Below are 22531 nucleotides of genomic sequence, written 5' to 3' on the forward strand. Positions count from 1 at the left end.
TGACAGATCCTTTGAACACCATGCCAAACTTCAAACTAAAACCCGTCGCTCTCGCTGTGATCGCCGGTGCCGTGCTCGTTGCCGGGGCCGCAGCTTTTTTTCTTCTGAAGGCCAACGCAAAAGAAGACAAGGCAGTCACCGCAAAGCCGGCACTGACTGTCGCCACCGCGCTGCCGTCTCAAGTGACCTTGCCGGTGAAACTCAGCGCCAACGGCAATATCACCGCCTGGCAGGAGGCCGTGATCGGCTCCGAATCGAACGGCTTGCGGCTGGTGCAGGTGCAGGCCAATGTGGGCGACCAGGTCAAGGCCGGGCAAGTGCTGGCGGTGTTCTCGGGCGACAGCGTGCAGGCGGACACGGCCCAAGCCAGAGCCAGCCTGATCGAGGCCCAGGCCAACGCGGCCGATGCGGCGGACAACGCCGCGCGTGCGCGCACGCTGGCGAGTTCGGGCGCTTTAAGCGAGCAGCAGATCAACCAGTACAACACCGCCGAGCAAACCGCCAAGGCACGTGTCGAGGCAGCCAGGGCACTCCTTGAGGTGCAGCAGGTACGCGGTAAAAACACGCAGGTGCTGGCGCCCGACAACGGCGTGATCTCCGCACGCACCGCAACGGTAGGCTCGGTGGTGCCGGCAGGCACCGAGCTGTTCCGCCTGATCCGGGGCGGCCGCCTCGAATGGCGCGCGGAAGTCACCTCGGCTGAGCTGGGCAGGATCAAGGCCGGCACGGTTGCCAGCGTGGTGGCGGCCAGCGGCGCCGAACTCAAGGGCCGGGTGCGCATGATCGCTCCGAGCGTGGACCCGCAGACCCGCGCGGCGCTGGTCTATGTGGACCTTCCGGTTTCGGCAGGCATGGCCTCTCCGGCCAAGGCCGGCATGTTTGCCCGCGGCGAATTCGATCTGGGCAGCACCTCCGCGCTGACCATCCCGCAACCTGCGCTGGTCGTGCGCGACGGGTTCAACTATGTCTTTCGCCTCAACCCGGACAACCGCATCAGCCAGCTCAAGGTGCAGACCGGCCGGCTCGCCGGCGACCGGGTCGAAATTACCTCCGGTCTCACTGCCGATACACGGGTGATCGTCAGCGGGGCGGGGTTCCTCAATGACGGCGACCTGGTCCGGGTCAGCGACGCCACCCCTGGAATTACGGTAAATCCAGCCGTAGCGCCCGCCAGTCGTGCGCAAGCAGCTATCAAATAAGGAGCGACTCGATGAACGTCTCCTCCTGGTCAATCAAGAACCCGATACCCGCCGTCATGCTGTTTGTGCTGCTGACATTCGCCGGCATGCTGTCGTTCAAGGCGATGAAGGTGCAGAACTTTCCCGACATCGACCTGCCGACCGTGACGGTTGCGGCATCGCTGCCGGGCGCCGCCCCCGCCCAGCTCGAGACGGAAGTGGCCCGCAAGCTTGAAAATTCCATTGCCACCGTGCAGGGCCTCAAGCACATCTACACCAAGGTGCAGGACGGCGGCGTGACCGTGACCGCCGAATTCCGGCTGGAAAAGCCGGTACAGGAAGCCGTGGACGATGTGCGCGCGGCCGTGTCGAAAGTGCGCAGCGAATTGCCCGGCGACGTGCGCGATCCGGTGGTCAGCAAGATGGACCTGGCCAGCCAGCCGGTGCTGGCTTTCACCATCCGCTCACCGCGCATGGACGAGGAGGCGCTGTCGTGGTTTGTCGACAACGACATCTCGCGCAAGCTGCTGGCGGTGCGCGGCGTCGGTGCGGTGAACCGCGTGGGCGGCGTCTCACGCGAAGTCCGCATCGCGCTGGACCCCTCCAAGCTGCAGGCCCTGGGCGCGACAGCTTCCGACATTTCCCGCCAGTTGCGGCAGGTGCAAACCGAAAGCGCAGGTGGGCGCGCCGACCTGGGCGGCAGCGAACAACCCATGCGCACGCTGGCGACGGTCAAGTCCGCGCAGGAGCTGGCCCAGCTTGAGCTGGCGCTCAGCGACGGACGGCGTATCCGCCTCAGCGAGGTCGCCACCGTGAGCGACACGACCGCCGAACCGCGCGCCGCCGCGCTGCTCGACGGCAAGCCTGTCGTTGGCTTTGAGGTGTCCCGCAGCCGGGGCGAAAGCGAAGTGGCGGTCGGCGCGGCCGTGCAGGCGGCGCTGGCCGAACTGAAGCAGCAGTACCCTGAAGTGGAAGTCCACGAAGCCTTCAATTTCGTCACGCCAGTGCAGGAGGAATATGACGGCTCCATGCACCTGCTGTACGAAGGCGGCATTCTGGCGGTGCTGGTGGTGTGGCTGTTCCTGCGGGACTGGCGCGCCACCTTTGTGTCAGCCGTTGCGTTGCCGCTGTCGGTGATCCCGGCTTTCATCGGCATGCACCTGCTCGGCTTTTCGATCAACGTCATCACCCTGCTCGCGCTGTCGCTGGTGATCGGTATCCTGGTCGACGATGCCATTGTGGAGGTCGAAAACATCGTGCGGCACCTGCGCATGGGCAAGTCGCCGTACGAAGCCGCCATGGAGGCGGCCGACGAAATCGGCCTGGCCGTGGTGGCCACCACGTTCACGCTGATCGCCGTGTTCCTGCCCACCGCCTTCATGAGCGGCGTAGCGGGAAAATTCTTCAAGCAGTTCGGCTGGACGGCCTCGCTGGCGGTGTTTGCCTCACTGGTGGTGGCACGCGTGCTGACCCCCATGATGGCAGCCTACATCCTCAAGCCCATGGTAGGAGCCCATTCCGACCCAAAGTGGATGAACACCTATATGCGCGCAGCGGCCTGGTGCATGAAACACCGGGTAGTGACCATGGCGGCGGCTACGGTCTTTTTCTTCGGTTCGGTCATGCTGATCCCGTTGCTGCCGACCGGCTTCATCCCGCCCGATGACAATTCGCAAACCCAGGTTTATCTCGAGCTTCCCCCGGGCGCTTCGCTGGCGCAGACCAAGGCCTCGGCTGAACATGCGCGCCTGCTGATCAGCAAGGTAAAGCACGTCAAGAGCGTGTACACCACCATCGGTGGCGGCTCAGCTGGTACAGACCCGTTTGCCATGCAGGGGGCGGCAGAAACCCGCAAAGCCACGCTCACGGTGCTGCTGGACGAGCGCAGCGAACGGCCGCGCAAGCAGGGCATTGAAAGCAAGATGCGGACAGCGCTGGAAACCCTTCCGGGCGTGCGCAGCAAGGTGGGGCTGGGCGGCTCGGGAGAGGCCTACATCCTCATGCTGACCGCCGAAGACTCCAATGCCCTGCAAACTGCGGCGCTCGCGATTGAAAAAGACCTGCGAACCATTCCCGGCCTGGGCAATATCTCGTCCAGCGCCAGCCTGGTGCGCCCCGAGATTGCCATCAAGCCGGATTTCGCCCGGGCAGCAGACCTGGGTGTCACCAGTTCAGCCATGGGTGAAACCCTGCGCATCGCCACGGTAGGCGACTACGAAGAGTCGCTTCCCAAGCTCAACCTTTCGCAGCGACAGGTGCCTATCGTCGTCAAGCTGGACGAAGCAGCACGCAAGGACCTCAGCGTGCTGGAGCGCCTCGCGGTTCCAAGCGTCAAGCCGGGTGTCGGGCCCGTCATGCTGGGTCAGGTGGCGAGCCTGGAAATCACAGCCGGCCCGGCCGTGATTGACCGCTACGACCGTTCCCGAAATGTCAAGTTCGAGATCGAGCTGTCGGGCCGGGCGCTGGGGGACATCACCGAAGCCGTGAAACTGCTGCCGTCCGTCAAGAACCTGCCGGCCGGCGTCAAGGTGGTGGAGGTCGGCGATGCCGAGGTCATGGGCGAGCTGTTTGCCAGCTTCGGCCTGGCCATGCTGACAGGCGTGCTCTGCATTTACATCGTGCTGGTGCTGCTGTTCAAGGATTTCCTGCACCCGGTGACCATTCTTGCCGCTCTACCCCTTTCCCTGGGCGGCGCCTTTGTCGGCCTGCTGATCGCGCAGAAGAGTTTTTCCATGCCCTCGCTGATCGGGCTGATCATGCTGATGGGGATCGCGACCAAGAATTCCATCCTGCTGGTGGAATACGCCATCGTCGCGCGGCGCGACCACAACCTGTCGCGCTGGGACGCCCTGCTGGACGCCTGCCACAAGCGGGCGCGGCCCATCATCATGACCACGCTGGCCATGGGGGCGGGCATGATGCCGATTGCCCTGGGCTTCGGCGCGGCCGACTCCAGCTTTCGCTCACCGATGTCGATCGCGGTGATCGGCGGCCTGATCACCTCCACCGTGCTCAGCCTGCTGGTGGTGCCTGCCGTGTTTACCTATATCGACGACCTGGAGCGGCTGATCAAGCGCATGGCGGCAAGATTGCGCGGCCACGGCAGTGAAAAGCCTGAAAACGGCCAGCCCGCCGCTGAATCAGGCGCCCCATAAGCTGCAAAGTAATGCACATACAGCCGCGTACCGCTTTGTAAAAGGCGGATCAGACGTGTAATTTTGCTGATTTGGACAGGTCCGTCCGAGTGAATTAGGGCTGACCGTCCAATACCCCTCGCTTATACTTGCAGGTTCAGCTTTACATTTCTTAACATGTCAAAACGCGTACTGCTTTCGGGCGCAACAGGCCTGATTGGCGGCGAATTAATGCTTCTTTTGGCTGCGCGCGGCGTTTACAGCACTGCTGTGGTGCGCGCTGCCGATTCGAACCAGGCCCGTGACCGTCTGCTGGATCGCCTGAAAAAGAGCATCCTCTGGAAGCCCGAATTTGCCGACATGGTGTCTGCCGAGGCCGGCGATGTGGTCGAGCCCGGTTTTGGCCTCAGCGCGGCAGTTCTCCAATCGGCCGATGTCATCCTGCATTCGGCGGCCAGTACCTCGTTCAAGCCCGGTGCCGGGGTTTATCCCATCAATCTCAGGGCCGCCGAGCATTTTTCCGGCATCCTGAAAGACCTGCGGCCCTCACAACGCGGTTTTTTTGTCGGGACGGCGGCAGTGACCACCGAGCCGCGCGGCGTCATTACCGAAGACATGCCGTTTGCCGGCTATGCCAACGACTACATCCGCTCCAAACGCGATGCCGAAACACTGCTGCGCGGCAAAGGCCATCCTTTTGTAAGTTTGCGCCCGGGCATTGTGCTGTCGCGCGGGATTGACGACGCCAAACTGGCCCGCAACATGTTGTGGTCCATCCCGGTCATGGCCGAACTCGGTGATGTGCCGCTGGATTCCCTGGGCAAACTCGATTTCGCGCCGGTGGATTTCATCGCGGGCGCCTTTGCCGAAATGCTGCTCAAGGACGAGCTCCGGCACGATTGCTACCACGTGTCCACGGGCGAAGACTCCATGACCTTCGCAGCGCTGGCCGAAGAATTGAAAGCCAGCATGCCCGGCATCGGCAAGATGGTGATGCGCGGCAGGGATTTCGTGCCCACGCCGAAGTTTGCCCGCCAACGCTGGATGTTTGAAGCATTGCAGCCGTATTTGCCTTTCCTTACGGCAGATGCGGTGTTCAGCAATGCGCGCCTGCGGGCGGAAATTGGCGCGGCAGCTGTCGCGCCTGCGCCCATTAGTTATCTGGGTGAATTGTTGGGGACCTTCAGCCTGTCGGACGCCGTCAGGCAGATGTACACGCCCTGAGGTACGAAAACAACGCGGCTGCTTTTGTAAAATGCCCCTACAGGCCCGAAGAGGCCGGCCGTCATATCGATGGTGGGACAATGGCGGTTCGCATTACATATTTACTGGTTCGTGATGAATTCTGATTTGATTAATCTTTTTGCCGAGACATTTGGCATCAGCGAAGAAAAACTGCTGCCGGATGCCACGCTGGAGAGCCTGGGTCTTGACTCCCTCGCCGTCATCGAATTTCTGTTCCAGATTGAAGACCAGTTTGGCATCCAGATTCCGGACCAGGCCAGCCCGCCGCGCACCCTCGCCGAAATGGTCCAGCTGATTGAGCCCCTGCTGCCATCAGGCAAGCCTGCCGCCTGAGCCCTGCCGGGCCCGCCAGACCGCCCATGCGTCGCGTAGCCATCACGGGTCTTGGCGTTGTTTCCGCCGTTGGAACCGGCACTCCCGCATTCTTCGGGTCCCTGCTTTCCGCCCGCTCCGGCATCCGGGGCATTGACATTGGCTTTCCCACCGGCAGCGAAAGCGTGCTGGCCGGCGCCGTCCAGTTCGACCCGGACCAGCATTTCCCTCGCGCCCGTCTCCTGACCATGGACCGGGTCAGCCAGCTCGCAGTGGTGGCTGGCCGCGAAGCCATGGCGCAGGCTGGATGGGGCCCTGAGGGCGGCTTCGCACCCGAGCGTTTCGGCGTCTCGCTGGGCACAGGCAGCGGCGGCGCAGGATCGACGGATGTGGCTTACACGGCATTGCTGGAGCAAAAAGTGGCGCGGCTGCGCCCCATGACGGTCGTGCTGGCCATGCACAACGCCATTGCCGCCCATGTGTCCATGGAGTTCGGGTTGAAGGGCCCCAGCAGCACAGTTTCCAATGCCTGCGCATCGTCGGCCACCTCCATTGGCGAAGCTTTCCGGCAGATCCGCCACGGTTATGCCGACGCCATGCTGGCCGGAGGTTCCGAGGCATTGCTGAACCGCGGCACCATCAAGGCCTGGCAAGCCATGCACACGCTGGCCAAGCCCCATGCCGAAGGCGCCGAAACCTCGTGCCGTCCATTTTCGGTTGACCGCTCCGGTCTGGTGCTGGCCGAAGGCGCCGCCATGCTGGTCCTGGAAGAATGGGAAAGCGCCAAACGGCGCGGCGCCAATATCCTGGCCGAACTTTGCGGCTACGCATCCACCACCGACGCCCATCACCTGACGCAGCCCGACGCCCAGGGGCAATCACTCGCCATGACGCTGGCGCTGAAAGACGCGGGACTGCAGGCCGCCGACATCGGTTACCTCAATGCCCACGGAACCGCCACCGATGTCGGTGATGTCATCGAAACCAGCGCCATCAAGCTGGCCTTCAAGGACCTGGCCGGGCGCCTGCCCATCAGCTCCAGCAAAGGGGTGCACGGCCACGCCATGGGCGCTGCGGGCGCCATGGAATTCATTGCGAGTGTGATGGCACTGCGCGCGGGGCAGCTGCCGCCAACAGCATTCCTGGTGAACCCCGATCCGCGTTGTGACCTGGACTACATACCGCTGGAAGCGCGCGATGCGAACGGCCTGCGCGCGGTGATGTCCAACTCGTTTGCCTTTGGCGGCTCCAACGCCGTGCTGGTGGCGAAGTCCGCCTGAGGGCGATCATCACCCTCCGAAGAAGAGCCGGCCGGGCTCTCCCAGATACCGGCTGATATCAGCGGATCAGCGCGTGGCGCGGATTTTTTTCACCAGGGCCGTCGTCGAATAGCCATCCACAAACGGGATCGCCCGGGCGCTGCCGCCATACGCCTTGACCACCGCGGTCTCTGCCAGTTTGTCCATGTCGTAGTCTCCGCCCTTCACCAGCAGATCCGGCTGGAGCTCACGGATCAGTTCAAGCGGCGTGTCTTCGTCAAACCAGGTGACCAGGCTCACCGACTCCAGCGCAGCCATCATGGCGGCGCGGTCGTGTTCGTTGTTGAGCGGCCGGTCAGGGCCCTTGCCCAGCCGCCGCGCCGAGGCATCGGTGTTCAGCGCCACCACCAGGCTTGCGCCCAGCGCGCGTGCGTCGGCCAGGTAGGTGACATGCCCGCGGTGCAAGACATCAAACACCCCATTGGTAAAGACAACGGGATGCGGCATTGAAGCAAGCCGCTGCCGCGCTTCTTCGCGGGGGACTATTTTTTGCAGGAAGTGGGTAGAGGAGGGGGTAGGGGGCTCGCTGGGCATCCCGCCACTTTAACGGAAGGCCTGGACCACCACCCGGCTTCTGCCGCCCGAGGCACCCGGCCAGCGGACGTCGTGCATCAGGCGCCGGCAGGTGCCGGCTTGGCGGCGATGGACTCCGCCAGTTCCTTGGCGACTTCCTTGCGGTAGCGGTTCAGTTCCTGCACGGTCTTGAAGCTCTGGTTCAGCAGCAGGCTCAGGTTGTGCAGGATGCGTTCGACCACCTTGCCCTCCCACACCGCGTCAAACTTGATCTGCGTGTCGAGCCAGTGCTCCAGCCACTCGGGGTTGGGCAGGCGGCTCTGGATGGTGTCGCGCGGAAAAAGGCTTTTGTTCACATGCAGGTTGGTCGGGTGCAGCGCCTGGGCGGTACGCCGTGCGCTGGCCATCAGCACGCCCACCTTGGTGAAGGCGGACTTGGCTTCATTGCCGAAGTTGTTGATGGCGCGCTTCATGTAGCGCAGGTAAGCGCCACCATGGCGGGCTTCGTCCTGGCTCAGCTGGGTATAGATCTGCTTGATGACGGGTTCGGTATGCCATTCGCTGGCGCGGCGGTACCAGTGGTTCAGGCGGATCTCGCCGCAGAAATGCAGCATCAGCGTTTCCAGCGCGGGTGCGGGTTCGAACTCGAAACGCACTTCGTGCAATTCTTTTTCCGTGGGAGCGAGGTCCGGGCGGAAGCGCTTGAGGTATTCCATCAACACCAGCGAGTGTTTTTGCTCTTCAAAGAACCAGATGGACATGAAGGCCGAGAAATCGCTGTCGTCCTTGTTGTCGCGCAGGAACATTTCCGTGGCGGGCAGCGCAGACCATTCCGTGATGGCATTCATCTTGATGGTCTGGGCCTGCTCGTCGGTCAGCTTGGACGCGTCAAAACTTGCCCATGGAATGTCCTTGTCCATGTCCCAGCGGACGGATTCAAGTTGTTTGAACAGTTCGGGATAAAGCATGAGAACTCCTTCGCAAGGGATATGCAGATATATCTGCCTCGGATGTCCTGCGGGAGCATCCTGGGTACTTGTAACGATTTTAGGCGGCTAATGTGACAACGGGCGACTTATGCGCTATTTACCGGCAAATCAGGGTAATTCGGACCCCATTCCGGCGTGTTGGACCACACAAGTGCTCTTTTTCGGACTGCATTGTGCCAAATAAAGCCATGCAGACCCCGGATAGTCCGGGGCTGAATTCCCGCTGAATCCATTCACCGCGATACGGGCGTATCGTCAGGGCATGTTGTGAAACATGTATGACAGCGCCAAATAAACCTGAATCGGCCCGATCACCAGCCCGCGAGTTTAGCCAATGACTGCCACTGCCTCTTTTTGCGCCCCTCGTCAGGCGGCCCAGTTCCTTTTGCTGATCATGCTGGCTGCCCCTGCGCTGCTGGCCTCCCGCGGCGCGCTGGCAGCGCCACCGGCACCTGCCGTAGCGCCCGCCGGCTCCGCACCGGCAACCTGCCCCGCGCTGCTGCAGCAGACGTTTTTTCGGCTGCAGGATGAAAAGCCCCAGACGCTTTGCCAATACAGTGGAAAAGTGGTGGTCGTGGTCAACACCGCCAGCTTTTGCGGCTTTACCCCGCAGTACCAGGGGCTTGAAGCGCTCTATGCCAAATACAAGGACCAGGGCCTGGTGGTGCTGGGTTTTCCGTCCAATGATTTTTCGCAGGAAACGGGCAGCAACAAGGAGATCGCGGACTTCTGCGAAAACACCTTCGGCGTGAAGTTCCCCATGTTCACCAAGACCAGCGTGACCGGGAAGGACGCCAACCCCCTGTTCCAGAAGCTGGCGGCCACAACAGGCACCACACCGCGCTGGAATTTTTACAAATACGTCATTGCACGCGATGGTGTCGGCGTCACCAGCTTCAACTCCATGGCTGACCCGGCCGGCGGCGCGCTGGTCAAAGAAATCGAAAAACAGCTGGCCATCAAGCCCGCGGCCCGTTAACAAAAATTTACCTGAGGGATCTTTTATTTGCGGGAACTACCCCGCACTTGTGCTCTCATACTTCTGCAAGCGCGATTTGCCTTCACCGGTAGCGCTGGCAAGAGAACAGTTTCATTGTTGCGAAGCCTTCTGAGCCGTCCAGGTTCAGCTGCAATCCCGGGGCGCTCCTCCTCCTCCCTCCCTCCGTCGTTCGCGCCGGGGCGCTTCGCAGCATTTTTATATTCCGGCCCCCTTGCCGGGCCAGGGCCAACGCATGCGTTGCGCCCGCCTGAAGTTCACCGCCGATGGCCTGGTGGACTTTCACCGTGATGAGCGTGAAACCCGTGAAGCCCCCGCAAGAGCTATTATTTTGATAGCTGCTTGCGCTTGTTCTGATTGGGTCAGGAGCCATTTTGATGCCTGAAATCAGGCTGTCTCGACCTCAAAACACCTGAAAAGGACCGCCCAAAGAGGCGTTGAAAGAGGCCTTGAGCCTGTTTTTGAACTGCTTTCAAACGCCAATAGTAGCCAGAGCCCAATAAAGATGGGCGCAAGCAGCTATTAAATACATAGCAATATCCGGCGGCGTCTGGAGTTTGTATGCGATTTGGTGATTTGGCGTCAGCGAGAAATGTTGTCGCCTCCACCATTCAGCACCGCATCAGCCCGGCGGAATGCTTTCCGCAAAGCTGGGCCGTTGCATCAGCTTGTCCTGCAGCTTGGTCAGGTTCGGATACATCTCACGCCAGTTGATTTGCGCAAACCGCAGGTCGAGGTAGCCGAGCGCGCAGCCGACCGCGACGTCGGACAGGCTGAAGTGAATGCCGCTGCAGAACGACTTGTCGCCCAGGCCGGTGCTCATGGCCTTGAGGGTGGCTTCGATCTTGCCCATCTGGCGGTCGATCCAGGCGTCGCTGCGTTGCTTGACGCTGCGGCCGGCCCAGGTGGCTTCGAGGCGCGCCAGGATGGCGGCGTCGATCAGGCCGTCGGCCAGGGCTTCCCAGGTTTTGACTTCAGCGCGCTCGCGGCCCTGGCTGGGGATGAGCTTGCCGACAGGTGACAGGGTGTCGAGGTATTCGACGATCACGCGGGAATCAAATACGGCTTCGCCGCCTTCCATGACCAGGCAGGGCACCTTGCCGAGCGGGTTGGAGGCCTGGATGGTGGTGTTGGCTGCCCAGACATCTTCCAGGACAAACTGGTAGTCGAGCTTTTTCTCGGCCATCACTATGCGCACTTTGCGCACATAGGGGCTGGTAGCGGATCCGATGAGTTTCATGATGGTGTGAGATCGTGGTCCGGGGGAAGAGCATTCTATCGAGTAAGCCGGCAGCCGGGCTGACGGGGGTGTAACGCGCCGGGCAAGAAGATTCGCAAATATGCACATCTTTTCGGGCTCGCGGCAGCGGCTCCCGGCACGGCTGGCGCGGCAGGCACCCGGCCTACAATTGGGCCATGAGCTCTTCCCCCCCCTTTTCCACGATCAACGCCCTGTCCCCGCTGGACGGCCGCTATGCGAACAAACTGAACCAGTTACGTCCCCTGATGTCCGAACAGGGCTATATGCACCGCCGCGTTCAGGTCGAAGTGGCGTGGTTCATCGCGCTTTCCGATGCCAAATTCGCCGAATTCAAGCCGCTGAGCCCGGGCGCCCGCACTTATTTGCTGGGTCTGGTCAAAAACTTCTCGGAGGCCGATGCGTCGGCCATCAAGGAAATCGAAAAAACCACCAACCATGACGTGAAAGCCGTCGAGTACTGGATCAAGTCGAAATTCGAAGCCCGGCCGGAGCTGCAGGGCGCCAGCGAATTTGTGCACTTTGCCTGCACCAGCGAAGACATCAACAACACCAGCCACGCGCTGCAGCTTAAAAGCAGCCGCGACCTGGTGGTGTTGCCGGCGCTGGACAAGGTCATTGCGCAGCTGCGCGAAATGGCCCACATCTATGCCAAAGAACCCATGCTGAGCCGCACGCACGGCCAGACGGCCAGCCCGACCACGGTCGGCAAGGAAATCGCCAACGTGGTGGTGCGCCTGGCCAATGCACGCGACAAGATCGCCGGCATCAAGCTGATGGCCAAGATGAACGGCGCGGTGGGCAACTACAACGCGCATCTCTCGGCCTGGCCCGACTTCGACTGGGAGGCCTTCAGCCGCAACGTGATCGAAACGCCGGAACCACTGGGCCTGGGCCTGACCTTCCAGCCCTACAGCATCCAGATCGAGCCGCACGACTACATGGCCGAGCTGTTTGACGCGGTAGCCCGCACCAACACCATCCTGATCGACCTGGCCCGCGACATCTGGGGCTACGTGAGCGTGGGCTACTTCAAGCAGCGCCTGAAAGACGGCGAGATCGGTTCCTCGACCATGCCGCACAAGGTCAACCCGATTGACTTCGAAAACGCCGAAGGCAACCTGGGCCTGGCCAATGCGCTGCTGCGCCACCTGAGCGAAAAGCTGCCGATTTCCCGCTGGCAGCGCGACCTGACCGACTCGACCGTGCTGCGCAACATGGGCGTGGCGCTGGGCTACGCCGTGCTGGCCTACAACTCAATGGGTGTGGGGCTGAACAAGCTCGAACTCAACCGCGAAGCGCTGGGCGACGACCTGAACGCCTCCTGGGAAGTGCTGGCCGAACCGATCCAGACGGTGATGCGCCGTTACGGCGTGCAGGGCGCTTACGAGAAGTTGAAGGAAGTCACGCGCGGCAAAACCGTGAAGGCCGAAGACCTGCACGCGTTGATCCGTTCGCTGGAAATTCCTGCAGCGGAGAAGGAACGCCTGCTGAAGATGACGCCCGGCAGCTATGTCGGCATGGCTGCCGAACTGGCCAAGAGGGTCTAACCCCCGTCCAGGCTCACTGCGTGTAGCCTGTTCCCCCCTTGCAAGGGGGCGGCGCCTGCGGTCTGGCAAAGCCAGTCCCGCGGCACCACTGGTTGTGCCCACAGAACTCTTCGAGCAAGCAGGGGCCGCGGAACCGGCTTTGCCGGGCCGCAGGCACCGTCCCCTGCAAGGGGAAAAGGGCTACACGCAGTGAGCCCGATAGGGGTGTGCCCATTGTTCGGCTTTGCCGGGCCACAGGCGGGCGGCCCCCTCCGGGGGCAGCGACCCACACGAAGTGGGGGAGCGTGGGGGTGCTTACCCCACCGTGGGGGCTAATCCACAATTCCAGCACTGCTCAAAGCCACCTTCAACGACTTCACCGCAGACGCACAGCCAGCGCCGCTGCGGCATATTTTGCAGGTGGTCGAGCAACTCGCGCGCGCGGGGTTCTTCTTCGTGGTGGGTGAGCCAGACTTCGGGCTGGCATTGGTCGGGTGGAAGCTCCCCGGCGACGCTGCCCAAAAAATAGCGCTGCACGCTGGCGGCAATACCGGCCTGTTGCAACACGTCGACCCACAGCGCGGCGATGGCGATATTAGGGGCGCGCGTCAGTCGGAGCATGCCGTCAGTGTAGCGGGATCACTATCAAATTCATAGCTGCTTGCGCTTGCTGTGTATGGGCCAGGAGCCAAAAAGGCTTATTTTTTTGGCGCGACTGCCGGCGCCTCCGCGGTGGCATCTTTCTGTGCGTCCTTGTCCTTGTTTTCAAGGGCGCGGTCAGCGTAGCGGCCAAACCGCCAGGCAGTTGCTTCCTGCGTGATGCGCCGCCAGGTACCGCGTTTCTCGGCGGGCGTCATCTCGGGCCAGTGCTGTACTTCGTCAAACGTGCGGCCGCAACCCTTGCACAGGGCATCTCCCTGGCTGGTTGAACAAATGGCAATGCAGGGCGTGTCGGCGGTTGTGTCATACCAGGTCCGCCACGCCGCCAGTGCCTTGGGCGGAAAGCTTTTTTCGTCGGCCTCGTCCTCATGGTAAAAAACCAGGAGCGCGTAGACCTCGGCGAGCGCACGCAACTCGGGCGCCAGCGTCACCCCGTCGGGCGAAGGTTTTTTGTCACGCCAGTAATTGATGGCGGCTTCAATATCGGTGATGTGGATGCCGGGCATGGAACGGTGGGTCTAAGGGGCTGCCGCTGAGCGGATGGAGCGAGCGCAAGGAGGCGAAGAAAGGCGAGGAAGCAAAGAGGCAGCGCCGGGCCGTTCATTATCGGCCAGACGGGCGGGCCAGCCGCCTATGGGGGAAATTGGGGCATGTCCCCGCATCGCGCCGCTGCGCGGCAAAGACCGGGTTGCAAAAAATCTTTTTTTATTGTCAAATACCCAGACGAAGGGGAGTAACTCCCTCGTTTTGCTGCAATATACGAAAACAGACACCACAGCAAAATCGCTAACAACAAGTCGTCATTACGAAGTTGACACTTCCGGCTTGTTGGGCATGCAGCGACACTGCATGTCGAGCCAGACCTTCGATTGAAACCTGAACAGGTTTGATCGAGGTATCTGCGGCGTCCATTGGCGCCGACCCCAGCCACCCATCACACCCGTTCCGGTTTCACGAAGCCGGGAATCCGTCGTGCGCCGTCGCGCGGATTTCCAAGTCGAAACTTGACATGGAGTGTGACGTGGAACTATTTACTACCCCCTGGTGGTCCGCCCTGCTGGCGATCATCCTCATTGACCTGGTGCTCGCCGGCGACAACGCCATCGTGATCGCACTGGCCGCGCGCAACCTGCCATCCCACCTGCAGAAAAAAGCCATCGTCTGGGGTACGGTCGGCGCCATTGTGGTCCGCTCTGCCATGACGGTTGGCGTAGTGTGGCTGCTGAAAATTCCCGGCCTGATGCTGGTGGGCGGCCTGGGGCTGCTGTGGATTGCCTACAAGCTGCTGGCCGACCAGGGCGACAAGGAGCACGACGGCCCGGTTGCCCACACCTTCTGGGGCGCCATGAAAACCATCGTGGTGGCCGACGCCCTGATGGGCATCGACAACGTGCTGGGCGTGGCCGGTGCTGCGCACGGCTCGTTTGACCTGGTGGTCATCGGCCTGCTGGTCAGCATCCCGATCGTGGTGTTTGGCAGCACCATGGTGCTCAAGCTGGTGGAGCGTTTCCCCATCATCATCAATATCGGCGCCGCCGTTCTGGCCTTTACCGCCGCGAAGATGATTGTGAGCGAGCAGCTGCTCGACCCGATCTACGGCGGCCCGGGCACCATGCCTTCGGCTGAAACCCTGCACCTTGCAGCGCAGTGGGCAACCTACGCCCTTGCGGTGGCGGGCGTGCTGGGCGCAGGGTGGTGGGCCACACGACGCTCACGGTCCGCGCAGGATGCCGACCTGATTCCACATTGAAACCAGCAACCCGTGGGGGGCGTATGCCCCTCTTTCAGCCAGCAAGCTTCTAAAACGACGACAACTCAAGGAGAACTTTATGGACAACATCATTGTGTACATTGACGATGCCGCATATGCCCTGCAGATGCTGCAACCCATGCTGCCGGCCGGCGAGGCCCACAGCCCTACTCGCTGGATCGTGGTCGGCTGCGCACCCCGCGTGACGCACCGCGTCAGCAAATGGGTAACACACAGTGCGCGGGAAAGCTGGCGCGGCAAGTGGGCCGAAAAGGTGTTCGCACAGTTGACGCCTCTTCTTCAAAAAGAAGGCAACACCGTGTTGACCCAGCTGGCGCAGGCCACCCTGATCACCCAGACCGAGGGCCTCATCAAGCAGTATGGCGTTGCACGCGTGCTGGATGCCCGGCGGCCGAAATTCGGCCAGGACATGCAACCGGTCACGGCAACGCAGGCCCAGGAAAGCCACGGCATCCTGGGTTATGCCACGGCACTGGCAGGTGCCGGGCTGCTGGTCGCAAGCGACTGACGGCTTTCACTTCGTGCTGAAGTCGGGAGGGCCACCTCCCCGGCTTGATCCGCTGAATCGGGTTGCACACGGACACAAAAGACCGTGTACAACCCCGGGCACGCGGCTTCTGCTTGCCAGAGGGATGGGGGCCGAATCGGGCAGGCCGGTGGTATTCTTTGCCCATGAAACTTATCCTCAAATGGCTTTTAAGCGCAGCGGCCTTGCTGGCCGTTGCCTATCTCTACCCCGGGGTCGTGGTGACCAGCTTCACCGGCGCGCTGATTGCCGCGGCGGTGCTCGGTGCGCTCAACATGGTGGTGCGCCCGATCCTGGTTCTGCTGACGCTGCCCGTCACGCTGGTGACGCTGGGCTTGTTCCTGTTTGTCATCAACGCGCTGATGTTCTGGGCCGCGGCCAGCCTGATCAGCAGTCTGAACGTCACGGGTTTTGCCGCAGCGCTGATAGGCTCACTGATTTATTCGGTGCTGCAGCTAGCGATCGACTTTGTCCTGGAGCGCCTGCTCTTTAACAAGTAGTTCGGTCTGACGGGTTCGTGTGTCGATGATCGAACCCTCCACGTAATCTGCGTTGCCGGGGTTGCTGCGCATCAAGCCCTGCGCCGCCTTGAAGCGGTCCAGCGCCGCCGGGTAGTCCAGCTGGGCGGCGCGGCTTTCCGCATCAGCGCGAATCGCCTGAACCTGCTTGTTTTGCTTGCCGTACGCGACCGCAAGCAGCTGCCAGGCCATCGCGTCCTTGGGATGCAGCGTCACCCAGCTTTGTAGCCGGCCCGAAACGTCCTGCGCACGGTTCGCGGCCATCAACGACTGGGACTGCAGCAGTACCTCAGCGCGAGATGTCGCCCTGGAAATGTCGGCAGATGCCGCTGTCGGGGGAACCAAGCCGGCCATCAAGTCAATTTCAACGGCCAGCAGATCCACCGCATTGGCGGCATGCGGCGCACCCACAGCAAGCGGTTTCAACCGTTCCAGCAAGCTTTTCGCCGTGGTGAAATCGCGCAGCCGGGCCGCCGCAAAAGCGCCACCATACACAACTCCAGCATCACGCACATTGTCGGCCGTGGGAAGCGGTTGCAGTGCGGCAACAGGGCCTGTCTGGCGCTGGGCCTCCGCCACCATGGAGCGCAGAACATCAACCCCCGGGGCTGCCAGGATACGCGCCCGCGATGCCATCATGGCGTGTAACACGCGGGCTCTGCCGGCCTCGGTTTCTTTTTCGCGCGAGGGTTTTGCCGCGTCCGTTGAAGACAGTTGCACGCGCGCCCGCGCTTCGGCAATTCGCTCGGTCGTCAACGGATGGGATCTCAAATAGGGAAAGGAGCCGTTGTCGTTCAGGCGCGAGGCCTGCTGCAGCTTTTCGAACATGGCCGAAACACCGCGGCTTTCAAAACCCGCATCGGTCATGACCCCGAAACCCACGCGGTCGGCCTCCCGCTCCATGTCCCTGGAAAAGTTGAGCTGGTTCTGCATCGCGACCGCCTGCCCGCCGACCACGGCGGCGCTGCCGGCATTGCTGCTCTTCCCGGCAGCCAGCACGCCAAGAATCATGGCGGCAATCATCCAGGGGGTCTGGCGCGACTGTTGCGTCAGCATGCGCGCAATGTGCCGCTGGGTCACATGGCTGAGTTCATGGCCCATCACTGCGGCCACCTCATCGGAACTGCTCACCGCGGCCAGCAGGCCCAAGTGTACGCCAAAGTAGCCCCCGGGCAATGCAAAGGCATTGATGCTGCGGTCCCGGATCAGAAAAACCTGCCAGGCAAAACGCTCTTCAAGTTCGGCATTGAGCTCGCCCCGGGTCCTTGCGGCGGCTACCAGCGGCAACCAGATACTCTGGAGGTAATCGCCGAGCACCGGATCATCAATGTAGTCAGGGTCGCGGTAGATGCTGACGGCGATGCGGTCTCCAATACGGCGCTCTGCTGCCGCTGCGAGGTCGGAAGTTTCACCCAGCGATGGCAATGAACCCGTTGAGCCTCCGGTCGTACCGACGGGCGCCTGAGCCAGCGAGGAACCGCCCAAAGCCATGAAAACAATGCAGGCCAGAGCAAGGCGGTTCAGGGCCGGACGCGGCTTCACGGACACAGTTCGCCTAGAAGGAGTCAATGGGTACAAATGCAATTACCTCTGCGGTTTTGGTATCGATGAGGACAGTCCAAAAAGTCTTGCGCCCGATCATTGGAATATAGCCAATATCGCTAATCTTGCGACCCGATGCCAACGCTGATGCCAATGCGTTATCGATACCAACAATGTCCGCAGGAAAACGGGTTTTGAGTTCTGCAAGAGGCTTGGCCTGTCTCAGGATCTGGGGCTTGGCCATTTCATAGTTTTGCCATAGATCGGGACGAGCACCCAGAGGCGCGCCGTCCAGCGCCGCCATGGTTGCGTCGAAACTTTCCTTGGCGTCCTTGAACTCCCGCACTGACAACAGTGTCGGCCCGGTCAACGGCAGTTGCCGCAGCCCTTCAGGCGCAAGAGAAAGAAGCCCCGGGTCAACTTCAATGGCATGAACCAACCGAAAACGGTCGAATTCAAAAACCAGATGCACAGGACGGGCCACTGCAACCGTCCAGAGACCGTAAGCAAGCGCGGCCAACTGCAACAGCCCGATCACACACAAATCCAGACACAACTCCTTACGCGGCTTGGCGGTGTTGAACACGGCAAGGGTCATCAGCGGGCCCATGATCACATCCACCACAATGACCAACAGGAAGAGCTCGCGCCCCCCGGATATCTCGCGATAGGGATAGGGATACCAAATGATAAAAACCAGCAAAGCCGCGCACAAGGCTATTGCCAGGCTAACACCTAGATGAATACCGGAAGCCTTAAGCCGGCTCCTCCAAAACTTTGGATTTTTGAACATGGTCTTATGATGATGGATACATGTAAAGGTTCTTGCCGCAAGATGTCCGACCCAACACTCACTCATTTTGACGCTCAGGGCCAGGCCCATATGGTGGATGTATCCGGCAAAACTGCCACGCACCGTGTGGCCATCGCGCAGGGCCGTATAGTAATGAATTCAGCGACGCTGTCCATCATCCTTGCCGGTAGCGCAAAAAAAGGGGATGTGCTGGGCATTGCTCGCGTCGCCGGGATCATGGCGGCCAAAAGAACCAGCGACCTGATACCGCTATGTCATCCTTTGGCTCTGACACGGGTAACCATCAAATTCACCCCGGATGAGAAAGTCTCCTGCATCGCCTGTTCCGCAACAGTAGAGACCGTTGGTCCAACGGGCGTCGAAATGGAAGCACTGACTGCGGTGCAAATTTCTCTCTTGACGATCTATGACATGTGCAAGGCCGTAGATCGAAGCATGACCATCACCGACGTGCATGTGCTTGAGAAACACGGCGGTAAATCAGGCAGTTTCGTCCACGAGCCCTTGTAGTACCGTCCTCATCTGGCGGCCGCCGCTCCCGTCGGTGGCGCCTGCCCCGGTACAAATTTGCTGTTTTGCCGCGTCCATTGTGCGTATTCCGTCGGGAAAGCGGCCTTGTAACGCGCCAGATGCTCGACAGCTACATCATCAGAGTCGAGCATCACTGCACTTTCAATGAGCTTTTCGATAACTCGTGGCTCCGGCGAATAATGCAGCAATGCGCTTGCGGTATTAAATGTCCATTGGGCGTTTGCCGGAGTCAGAGGCGTGAGAGATATCTGGGCAAAGCGCACTTGATCGGCGAATAGCCACGAGCCCTCAATTTTGGCAAGCGTGTCGCTGCGATAGACGGTAGATCGTTCGTCCACGGGAAGATAGATCTGGCTGACGCGGCGATAGTCCCACGCAGCATAGACAACGGCTATTGCCAGAGCACCTCCCAGCAAAGGCATGCCTATGACCGATACACGGCGGGCTAATACAGGTTTTGGCAGATTCGCCGCCATCGGGGCCGCATTCTCCCGCCTCCAGAGCATTGCGATGCAAAGACAGAAAGCCATCTGAAATGGGCCATACCATAGCGGATATTCGAGCATGCTGTGGAGCAGAATCACTAGAAGCACGGTCCATGCGAGCTGGCGTGTCGGATTAGTTTCGCGCCATGGTGCACGGCGGATTGTCCAATACGCAAAGGCACCGCAAACGAATAGCGACGCGGGAAGCCCTAGCTCAACAGCCAGTTGCAGAGGTAAGTTGTGCGCGTTGTCGAGTATTTGACAGAACCGGGGACCGTTGTAAAGGGTGATGTAATGCGCGTAATCCAGTTCACCCCATCCCCAGCCAAACCACGGTTTTTGGGCAATCAGATTCAACACGTTCGACCAGAGCGTCCAGCGGCTAACGCAGAGTTCATCGCCGGCCAGAAATCGGGCTGCCGCCCCGTACAACAAGGGATCCAGCCCGGCCATCCATGGGAGGAAGAGTATGCCCAACACGTACACAGCCACTGATACCCATAGCAGCCGGCGAACGCGGGGTAGTCGCATCGCCCCCCAGTACCACCACAATCCAGCTACGAAAAATAGCTGAACCATTCCCGTGCGGGAGGAAGAAGCGGCATTTCCCAACGCAAGTACTCCCGCAGCCGAGACAAGTGCAAGTAACCGCCAGCTGTAGGCCTTCACAGCGGGGCCACGGGGCCCCGTATCCTTCGTCACCCACCAAATCACGGCAGCCAGGGAAATATTGCTAAGGGTGGCAAATTGATTGCGCTGGCGCAAGTTTGCGAAGGCCTCACCCAGTCCGGCATTGGCCACCCAGGGGGCGAGGGCATCGGCATGCCCGGAGTATTGCAACAAGGCAAAGATGCTGCTGATCGTCCCCGCCAGAAGCCATGCCAGGGAAACCGGGGCTGTCCAGTACCCGCAAAACGGAGCCTCGCTCGTCGCCTTATCCTTATATATATTCGGCAAGAAGGAGTGAAGAAACATCAGGCCAGCACCAGCGGCGAGACTCATCAGCAACGGAACAACATTGGGGGAGGGCCCTCCCGCGATTGGATTAAGCCAGGGCAACGTGATGAGTAAGGTAACGAGCCCCTTCCATGTGCCAGCAAGAAGCTTCCCTTTTCCTGTCACCATCACCTGTCGCAATCCATCACAGGCGATTTAGCTCTATAGCACGCGTTCACTTGCACTGGATAGGTCAGCTTCTCTGGCATATCTCGTTGTTTTTTTAACTGGTACAGCTGATGGTAAATTCATTTTTCCGGGGGCATCGCAGGAAACTGGATATCCGAAAGTTGTGGCCATTTACTTTTGGATAGCTCCGTCCACGACATTCTTGCCTCAGAACATGTTGCAACCGGATGCAGGCTGCAAAGAAGTTGCAGCGCACGTTTTGCTTCCACTTTATCTCCATTCAAACCCGCAGCCGTAGCATAGCGAAACAATGCGGAGGAATATGCATATCGCCTTGATACTTCTCGCATCCAGTTCAACTGCTCTGCTGTCATACCGGGGCTAGCCTGGGTTCGCGTAAAGCGGAGTAATTCCTCCAGTTGGTTTAACAATAGCGCCCGTGCCGGCGGGGATACATTGTTCCCAATGCGCGCTTCCTCATAGCGCATGTTTTGCCAGTCCTCTTCAAATGCCGGATATTCCCTTAAAACAAGAATAAAGAGGACCGCCGTCGCGATAACGATAGAAATCAATGCCGGACGTACTATCCGCTTGGCAGCCCACGGGCGCCAATCACGCAGGACCCAACCGGAGTTAGCATTCAAAACTCCCATCCAAAAGCCGACAGGAAACAGAAAGTAAGCGTAGTTCAAGGGCAATTCAACCATGGCGTGACTGAACACAAAACCCACACCGAGCAAAAGACACCAAGACAAGGCGTCATGAACTTTGCGATATTGCAAAAAAAACCAGCCCGAGAGCAACAGCACAACAGCGAGCCCTATAGGTAGTCCATTCCACAATATCAAGTCAAGAAAAAGATTGTGAGAGCTCTCAAAAAAGGTGTGTGTTGGCGGATAGGCCAATGCGGTAGCTTGTTGCGCCGCAGGTATCTGCCCCCAACCATACCCCTGCCATGGCGCCAGAGAAATTGCTTTCAGCATGGACTCCCAGTAAATGGTTCTTACGCCGGGGTTAAGCCGATCCACCGCACTGGTCACTCCATCGCCTAGCAGTAGCCATTCGTTAATCGAAGACCACATCAAAGAGATAACCAGGTAAAACGAAGCGACCGCAGCAATGCCCTCCCACTTGACGCGCAATTGACATCGTCGTCGTAGCGTTATGAACAGAAGCAGAAACCAGCACCACGCCAATAACACGGAGCGAGAGCCAGTCATGACAAGCCCAAATGCCAGCAGGAAAGCAGCTATCAGACCTATAGATGGGCGAATTTTCCCGGCTTCGAATAGAAACAGAAGCCCTGTAAGGCTGAGGAGCAGGAGCGTTGCGAAATGGTTAGGTTGCGCCAAATTCGCGTAAACACGGGCATTCGGGGGGAGTTCGATCAAAAAGAGTCCCAGCAACCGAAGGTCCAGCCACTGGTGAAATGCAATTCCCATGGAAACAATTCCAGCCAGCAGAATGGCGACCCACAACGCCGTAATGCGGGTGAGGTCGATTAAATCTTTATCGCTCGACCTTGCGTAGCGAAAACCCGTCAAAACGACCAGCCCGAACCCAGACAGGTAGAGGAACGCCATCAGGGCATCACTCCGATAAACAATCAGCCCCGTACCCAATTGAAAAAATGGAACTACTGCCAGGGCCCAAGCGGCCACCGCCAGTATTGGCACATTCACTGTTCTGTAAAAGGCCACCCACATAACCAGAGGCAAAAAAGCCACCGCCATCGCCGATTCCTGATGCGCAGAGAGCCAGGGAGAGTAATGATTCGGCAACAGATACGCAAGGAATGCCAACACAGACAACCATGCAAATAGCCTGACTCGCACTGAAGTTTCAGAAATCAACTGTCGGACTCCATCGGACAACTTTTGCCCAAATAAAAGCGGCGCGTCAAAGACGCGCCGCTTGTTAACCCATGAATTGCTGCGTTACGCAGCAATCAGGTTTTAGCCCCGGCAAGAACCTGGGAGGTATTTCGTAGGCATTGCGGTACCCGTCGATCCGGGGCCACACACCCACTTGAAGATGGTTGCGCCAACATCGGTGCTCGTCAACGTAGCGGTGGAATCCTTGAAC

At 60.2% G+C, this 22531-nt stretch carries 20 protein-coding genes; 11 read left to right on the top strand and 9 right to left on the bottom strand.

What is annotated here, in order from left to right; all coding sequences use genetic code 11:
• Positions 1–20: 20 nt before the first annotated feature.
• From AC1DVV_RS22020 to AC1DVV_RS22040, 5 genes are all read left to right on the top strand, one after another.
• Positions 21–1199: an efflux RND transporter periplasmic adaptor subunit gene (locus AC1DVV_RS22020; RefSeq protein WP_457282431.1), complete on the top strand. Its 1179-nt coding sequence runs from the start codon at positions 21–23 to the stop codon at positions 1197–1199.
• 11 nt (positions 1200–1210) lie between these two features.
• Positions 1211–4333 (top strand): efflux RND transporter permease subunit, encoded by a 3123-nt coding sequence (locus AC1DVV_RS22025; RefSeq protein WP_457282432.1) that lies wholly within the window; start codon positions 1211–1213, stop codon positions 4331–4333.
• Positions 4334–4489: 156 nt separating this feature from the next.
• Positions 4490–5536, top strand: a complete 1047-nt coding sequence (locus AC1DVV_RS22030) for an SDR family oxidoreductase (RefSeq protein ID WP_457282433.1) — start codon at positions 4490–4492, stop codon at positions 5534–5536.
• 114 nt (positions 5537–5650) lie between these two features.
• A complete protein-coding gene (locus AC1DVV_RS22035) occupies positions 5651–5890 on the top strand; it encodes an acyl carrier protein (RefSeq protein WP_457282434.1) in 240 nt (79 codons plus the stop codon).
• A gap of 26 nt (positions 5891–5916) precedes the next feature.
• Positions 5917–7149, top strand: coding sequence for a beta-ketoacyl-[acyl-carrier-protein] synthase family protein (locus tag AC1DVV_RS22040; RefSeq protein ID WP_457282435.1), 1233 nt, complete (start codon positions 5917–5919; stop codon positions 7147–7149).
• Between the two features lie 66 nt (positions 7150–7215).
• Here the strand turns inward: AC1DVV_RS22040 and rfaE2 are convergent, their stop codons facing one another.
• The gene (rfaE2, locus tag AC1DVV_RS22045) at positions 7216–7722 is read right to left on the bottom strand and encodes a D-glycero-beta-D-manno-heptose 1-phosphate adenylyltransferase (RefSeq protein WP_457282436.1); all 507 of its coding nucleotides are present in this window, start codon (positions 7720–7722) and stop codon (positions 7216–7218) included.
• Between the two features lie 77 nt (positions 7723–7799).
• The gene (locus tag AC1DVV_RS22050; protein ID WP_457282437.1) at positions 7800–8669 is read right to left on the bottom strand and encodes a ferritin family protein; all 870 of its coding nucleotides are present in this window, start codon (positions 8667–8669) and stop codon (positions 7800–7802) included.
• A gap of 415 nt (positions 8670–9084) precedes the next feature.
• Here AC1DVV_RS22050 and AC1DVV_RS22055 point away from each other — a divergent pair, with 415 nt between their 5' ends.
• Positions 9085–9669 (top strand): glutathione peroxidase, encoded by a 585-nt coding sequence (locus AC1DVV_RS22055; RefSeq protein WP_477666977.1) that lies wholly within the window; start codon positions 9085–9087, stop codon positions 9667–9669.
• A gap of 640 nt (positions 9670–10309) precedes the next feature.
• Here the strand turns inward: AC1DVV_RS22055 and AC1DVV_RS22060 are convergent.
• Complete coding sequence (locus AC1DVV_RS22060; RefSeq protein ID WP_457282438.1) at positions 10310–10927, bottom strand: glutathione S-transferase family protein; 618 nt, start codon at positions 10925–10927, stop codon at positions 10310–10312.
• A 176-nt stretch (positions 10928–11103) separates the two neighbouring features.
• Here AC1DVV_RS22060 and purB point away from each other — a divergent pair, with 176 nt between their 5' ends.
• Positions 11104–12495 carry an adenylosuccinate lyase gene (gene purB / locus AC1DVV_RS22065; protein WP_477701612.1) on the top strand — a complete coding sequence of 464 codons (1392 nt, stop codon included), beginning with the start codon at positions 11104–11106 and terminating at the stop codon, positions 12493–12495.
• Positions 12496–12789: 294 nt separating this feature from the next.
• Here the strand turns inward: purB and AC1DVV_RS22070 are convergent, their stop codons facing one another.
• Both AC1DVV_RS22070 and AC1DVV_RS22075 read right to left on the bottom strand, forming a co-directional pair.
• Positions 12790–13095 carry a DUF2007 domain-containing protein gene (locus tag AC1DVV_RS22070; protein ID WP_457282440.1) on the bottom strand — a complete coding sequence of 102 codons (306 nt, stop codon included), beginning with the start codon at positions 13093–13095 and terminating at the stop codon, positions 12790–12792.
• A 77-nt stretch (positions 13096–13172) separates the two neighbouring features.
• Positions 13173–13640, bottom strand: coding sequence for a DUF3717 domain-containing protein (locus AC1DVV_RS22075; protein WP_477666964.1), 468 nt, complete (start codon positions 13638–13640; stop codon positions 13173–13175).
• Between the two features lie 515 nt (positions 13641–14155).
• On the opposite strand from AC1DVV_RS22075, the gene AC1DVV_RS22080 reads away from it, so the two are divergent.
• The 3 genes from AC1DVV_RS22080 to AC1DVV_RS22090 all read left to right on the top strand — a co-directional run bounded on the left by AC1DVV_RS22080 (position 14156) and on the right by AC1DVV_RS22090 (position 15931).
• A complete protein-coding gene (locus tag AC1DVV_RS22080; RefSeq protein WP_457282442.1) occupies positions 14156–14884 on the top strand; it encodes a TerC family protein in 729 nt (242 codons plus the stop codon).
• Between the two features lie 79 nt (positions 14885–14963).
• Complete coding sequence (locus AC1DVV_RS22085; protein WP_457282443.1) at positions 14964–15413, top strand: hypothetical protein; 450 nt, start codon at positions 14964–14966, stop codon at positions 15411–15413.
• A gap of 164 nt (positions 15414–15577) precedes the next feature.
• Positions 15578–15931 carry a phage holin family protein gene (locus AC1DVV_RS22090; RefSeq protein WP_457282444.1) on the top strand — a complete coding sequence of 118 codons (354 nt, stop codon included), beginning with the start codon at positions 15578–15580 and terminating at the stop codon, positions 15929–15931.
• Here AC1DVV_RS22090 and AC1DVV_RS22095 read toward each other — a convergent pair.
• Both AC1DVV_RS22095 and tfpZ read right to left on the bottom strand, forming a co-directional pair.
• A complete protein-coding gene (locus AC1DVV_RS22095) occupies positions 15887–17491 on the bottom strand; it encodes a M48 family metalloprotease (protein WP_477666965.1) in 1605 nt (534 codons plus the stop codon). The two genes, AC1DVV_RS22090 and AC1DVV_RS22095, sit on opposite strands and share 45 nt — an antisense overlap.
• Positions 17492–17504: 13 nt before the next feature.
• The gene (gene tfpZ, locus AC1DVV_RS22100) at positions 17505–18284 is read right to left on the bottom strand and encodes a TfpX/TfpZ family type IV pilin accessory protein (RefSeq protein WP_477707251.1); all 780 of its coding nucleotides are present in this window, start codon (positions 18282–18284) and stop codon (positions 17505–17507) included.
• Between the two features lie 6 nt (positions 18285–18290).
• On the opposite strand from tfpZ, the gene moaC reads away from it, so the two are divergent.
• A complete protein-coding gene (gene moaC, locus AC1DVV_RS22105) occupies positions 18291–18815 on the top strand; it encodes a cyclic pyranopterin monophosphate synthase MoaC (protein ID WP_477666966.1) in 525 nt (174 codons plus the stop codon).
• Positions 18816–18823: 8 nt separating this feature from the next.
• Here moaC and AC1DVV_RS22110 read toward each other — a convergent pair whose 3' ends face one another.
• Positions 18824–20323, bottom strand: a complete 1500-nt coding sequence (locus tag AC1DVV_RS22110) for a PglL family O-oligosaccharyltransferase (protein ID WP_477707252.1) — start codon at positions 20321–20323, stop codon at positions 18824–18826.
• Positions 20324–20565: 242 nt separating this feature from the next.
• Positions 20566–22299: a PglL family O-oligosaccharyltransferase gene (locus AC1DVV_RS22115; protein ID WP_457282447.1), complete on the bottom strand. Its 1734-nt coding sequence runs from the start codon at positions 22297–22299 to the stop codon at positions 20566–20568.
• Positions 22300–22531 lie beyond the last annotated feature (232 nt).

It is taken from the genome of Polaromonas sp. P3_B4, from assembly GCF_056402835.1.

Coding starts and splice junctions, on each gene's coding strand:
- AC1DVV_RS22020 (WP_457282431.1), top strand. CDS start 21: ATGCCAAACTTCAAACTAAAACCCGTCGCTCTCGCTGTGATCGCCGGT.
- AC1DVV_RS22025 (WP_457282432.1), top strand. CDS start 1,211: ATGAACGTCTCCTCCTGGTCAATCAAGAACCCGATACCCGCCGTCATG.
- AC1DVV_RS22030 (WP_457282433.1), top strand. CDS start 4,490: ATGTCAAAACGCGTACTGCTTTCGGGCGCAACAGGCCTGATTGGCGGC.
- AC1DVV_RS22035 (WP_457282434.1), top strand. CDS start 5,651: ATGAATTCTGATTTGATTAATCTTTTTGCCGAGACATTTGGCATCAGC.
- AC1DVV_RS22040 (WP_457282435.1), top strand. CDS start 5,917: ATGCGTCGCGTAGCCATCACGGGTCTTGGCGTTGTTTCCGCCGTTGGA.
- rfaE2 (WP_457282436.1), bottom strand. CDS start 7,722: ATGCCCAGCGAGCCCCCTACCCCCTCCTCTACCCACTTCCTGCAAAAA.
- AC1DVV_RS22050 (WP_457282437.1), bottom strand. CDS start 8,669: ATGCTTTATCCCGAACTGTTCAAACAACTTGAATCCGTCCGCTGGGAC.
- AC1DVV_RS22055 (WP_477666977.1), top strand. CDS start 9,085: ATGCTGGCTGCCCCTGCGCTGCTGGCCTCCCGCGGCGCGCTGGCAGCG.
- AC1DVV_RS22060 (WP_457282438.1), bottom strand. CDS start 10,927: ATGAAACTCATCGGATCCGCTACCAGCCCCTATGTGCGCAAAGTGCGC.
- purB (WP_477701612.1), top strand. CDS start 11,104: ATGAGCTCTTCCCCCCCCTTTTCCACGATCAACGCCCTGTCCCCGCTG.
- AC1DVV_RS22070 (WP_457282440.1), bottom strand. CDS start 13,095: ATGCTCCGACTGACGCGCGCCCCTAATATCGCCATCGCCGCGCTGTGG.
- AC1DVV_RS22075 (WP_477666964.1), bottom strand. CDS start 13,640: ATGCCCGGCATCCACATCACCGATATTGAAGCCGCCATCAATTACTGG.
- AC1DVV_RS22085 (WP_457282443.1), top strand. CDS start 14,964: ATGGACAACATCATTGTGTACATTGACGATGCCGCATATGCCCTGCAG.
- AC1DVV_RS22090 (WP_457282444.1), top strand. CDS start 15,578: ATGAAACTTATCCTCAAATGGCTTTTAAGCGCAGCGGCCTTGCTGGCC.
- tfpZ (WP_477707251.1), bottom strand. CDS start 18,284: ATGTTCAAAAATCCAAAGTTTTGGAGGAGCCGGCTTAAGGCTTCCGGT.
- moaC (WP_477666966.1), top strand. CDS start 18,291: ATGATGATGGATACATGTAAAGGTTCTTGCCGCAAGATGTCCGACCCA.
- AC1DVV_RS22110 (WP_477707252.1), bottom strand. CDS start 20,323: ATGAGTCTCGCCGCTGGTGCTGGCCTGATGTTTCTTCACTCCTTCTTG.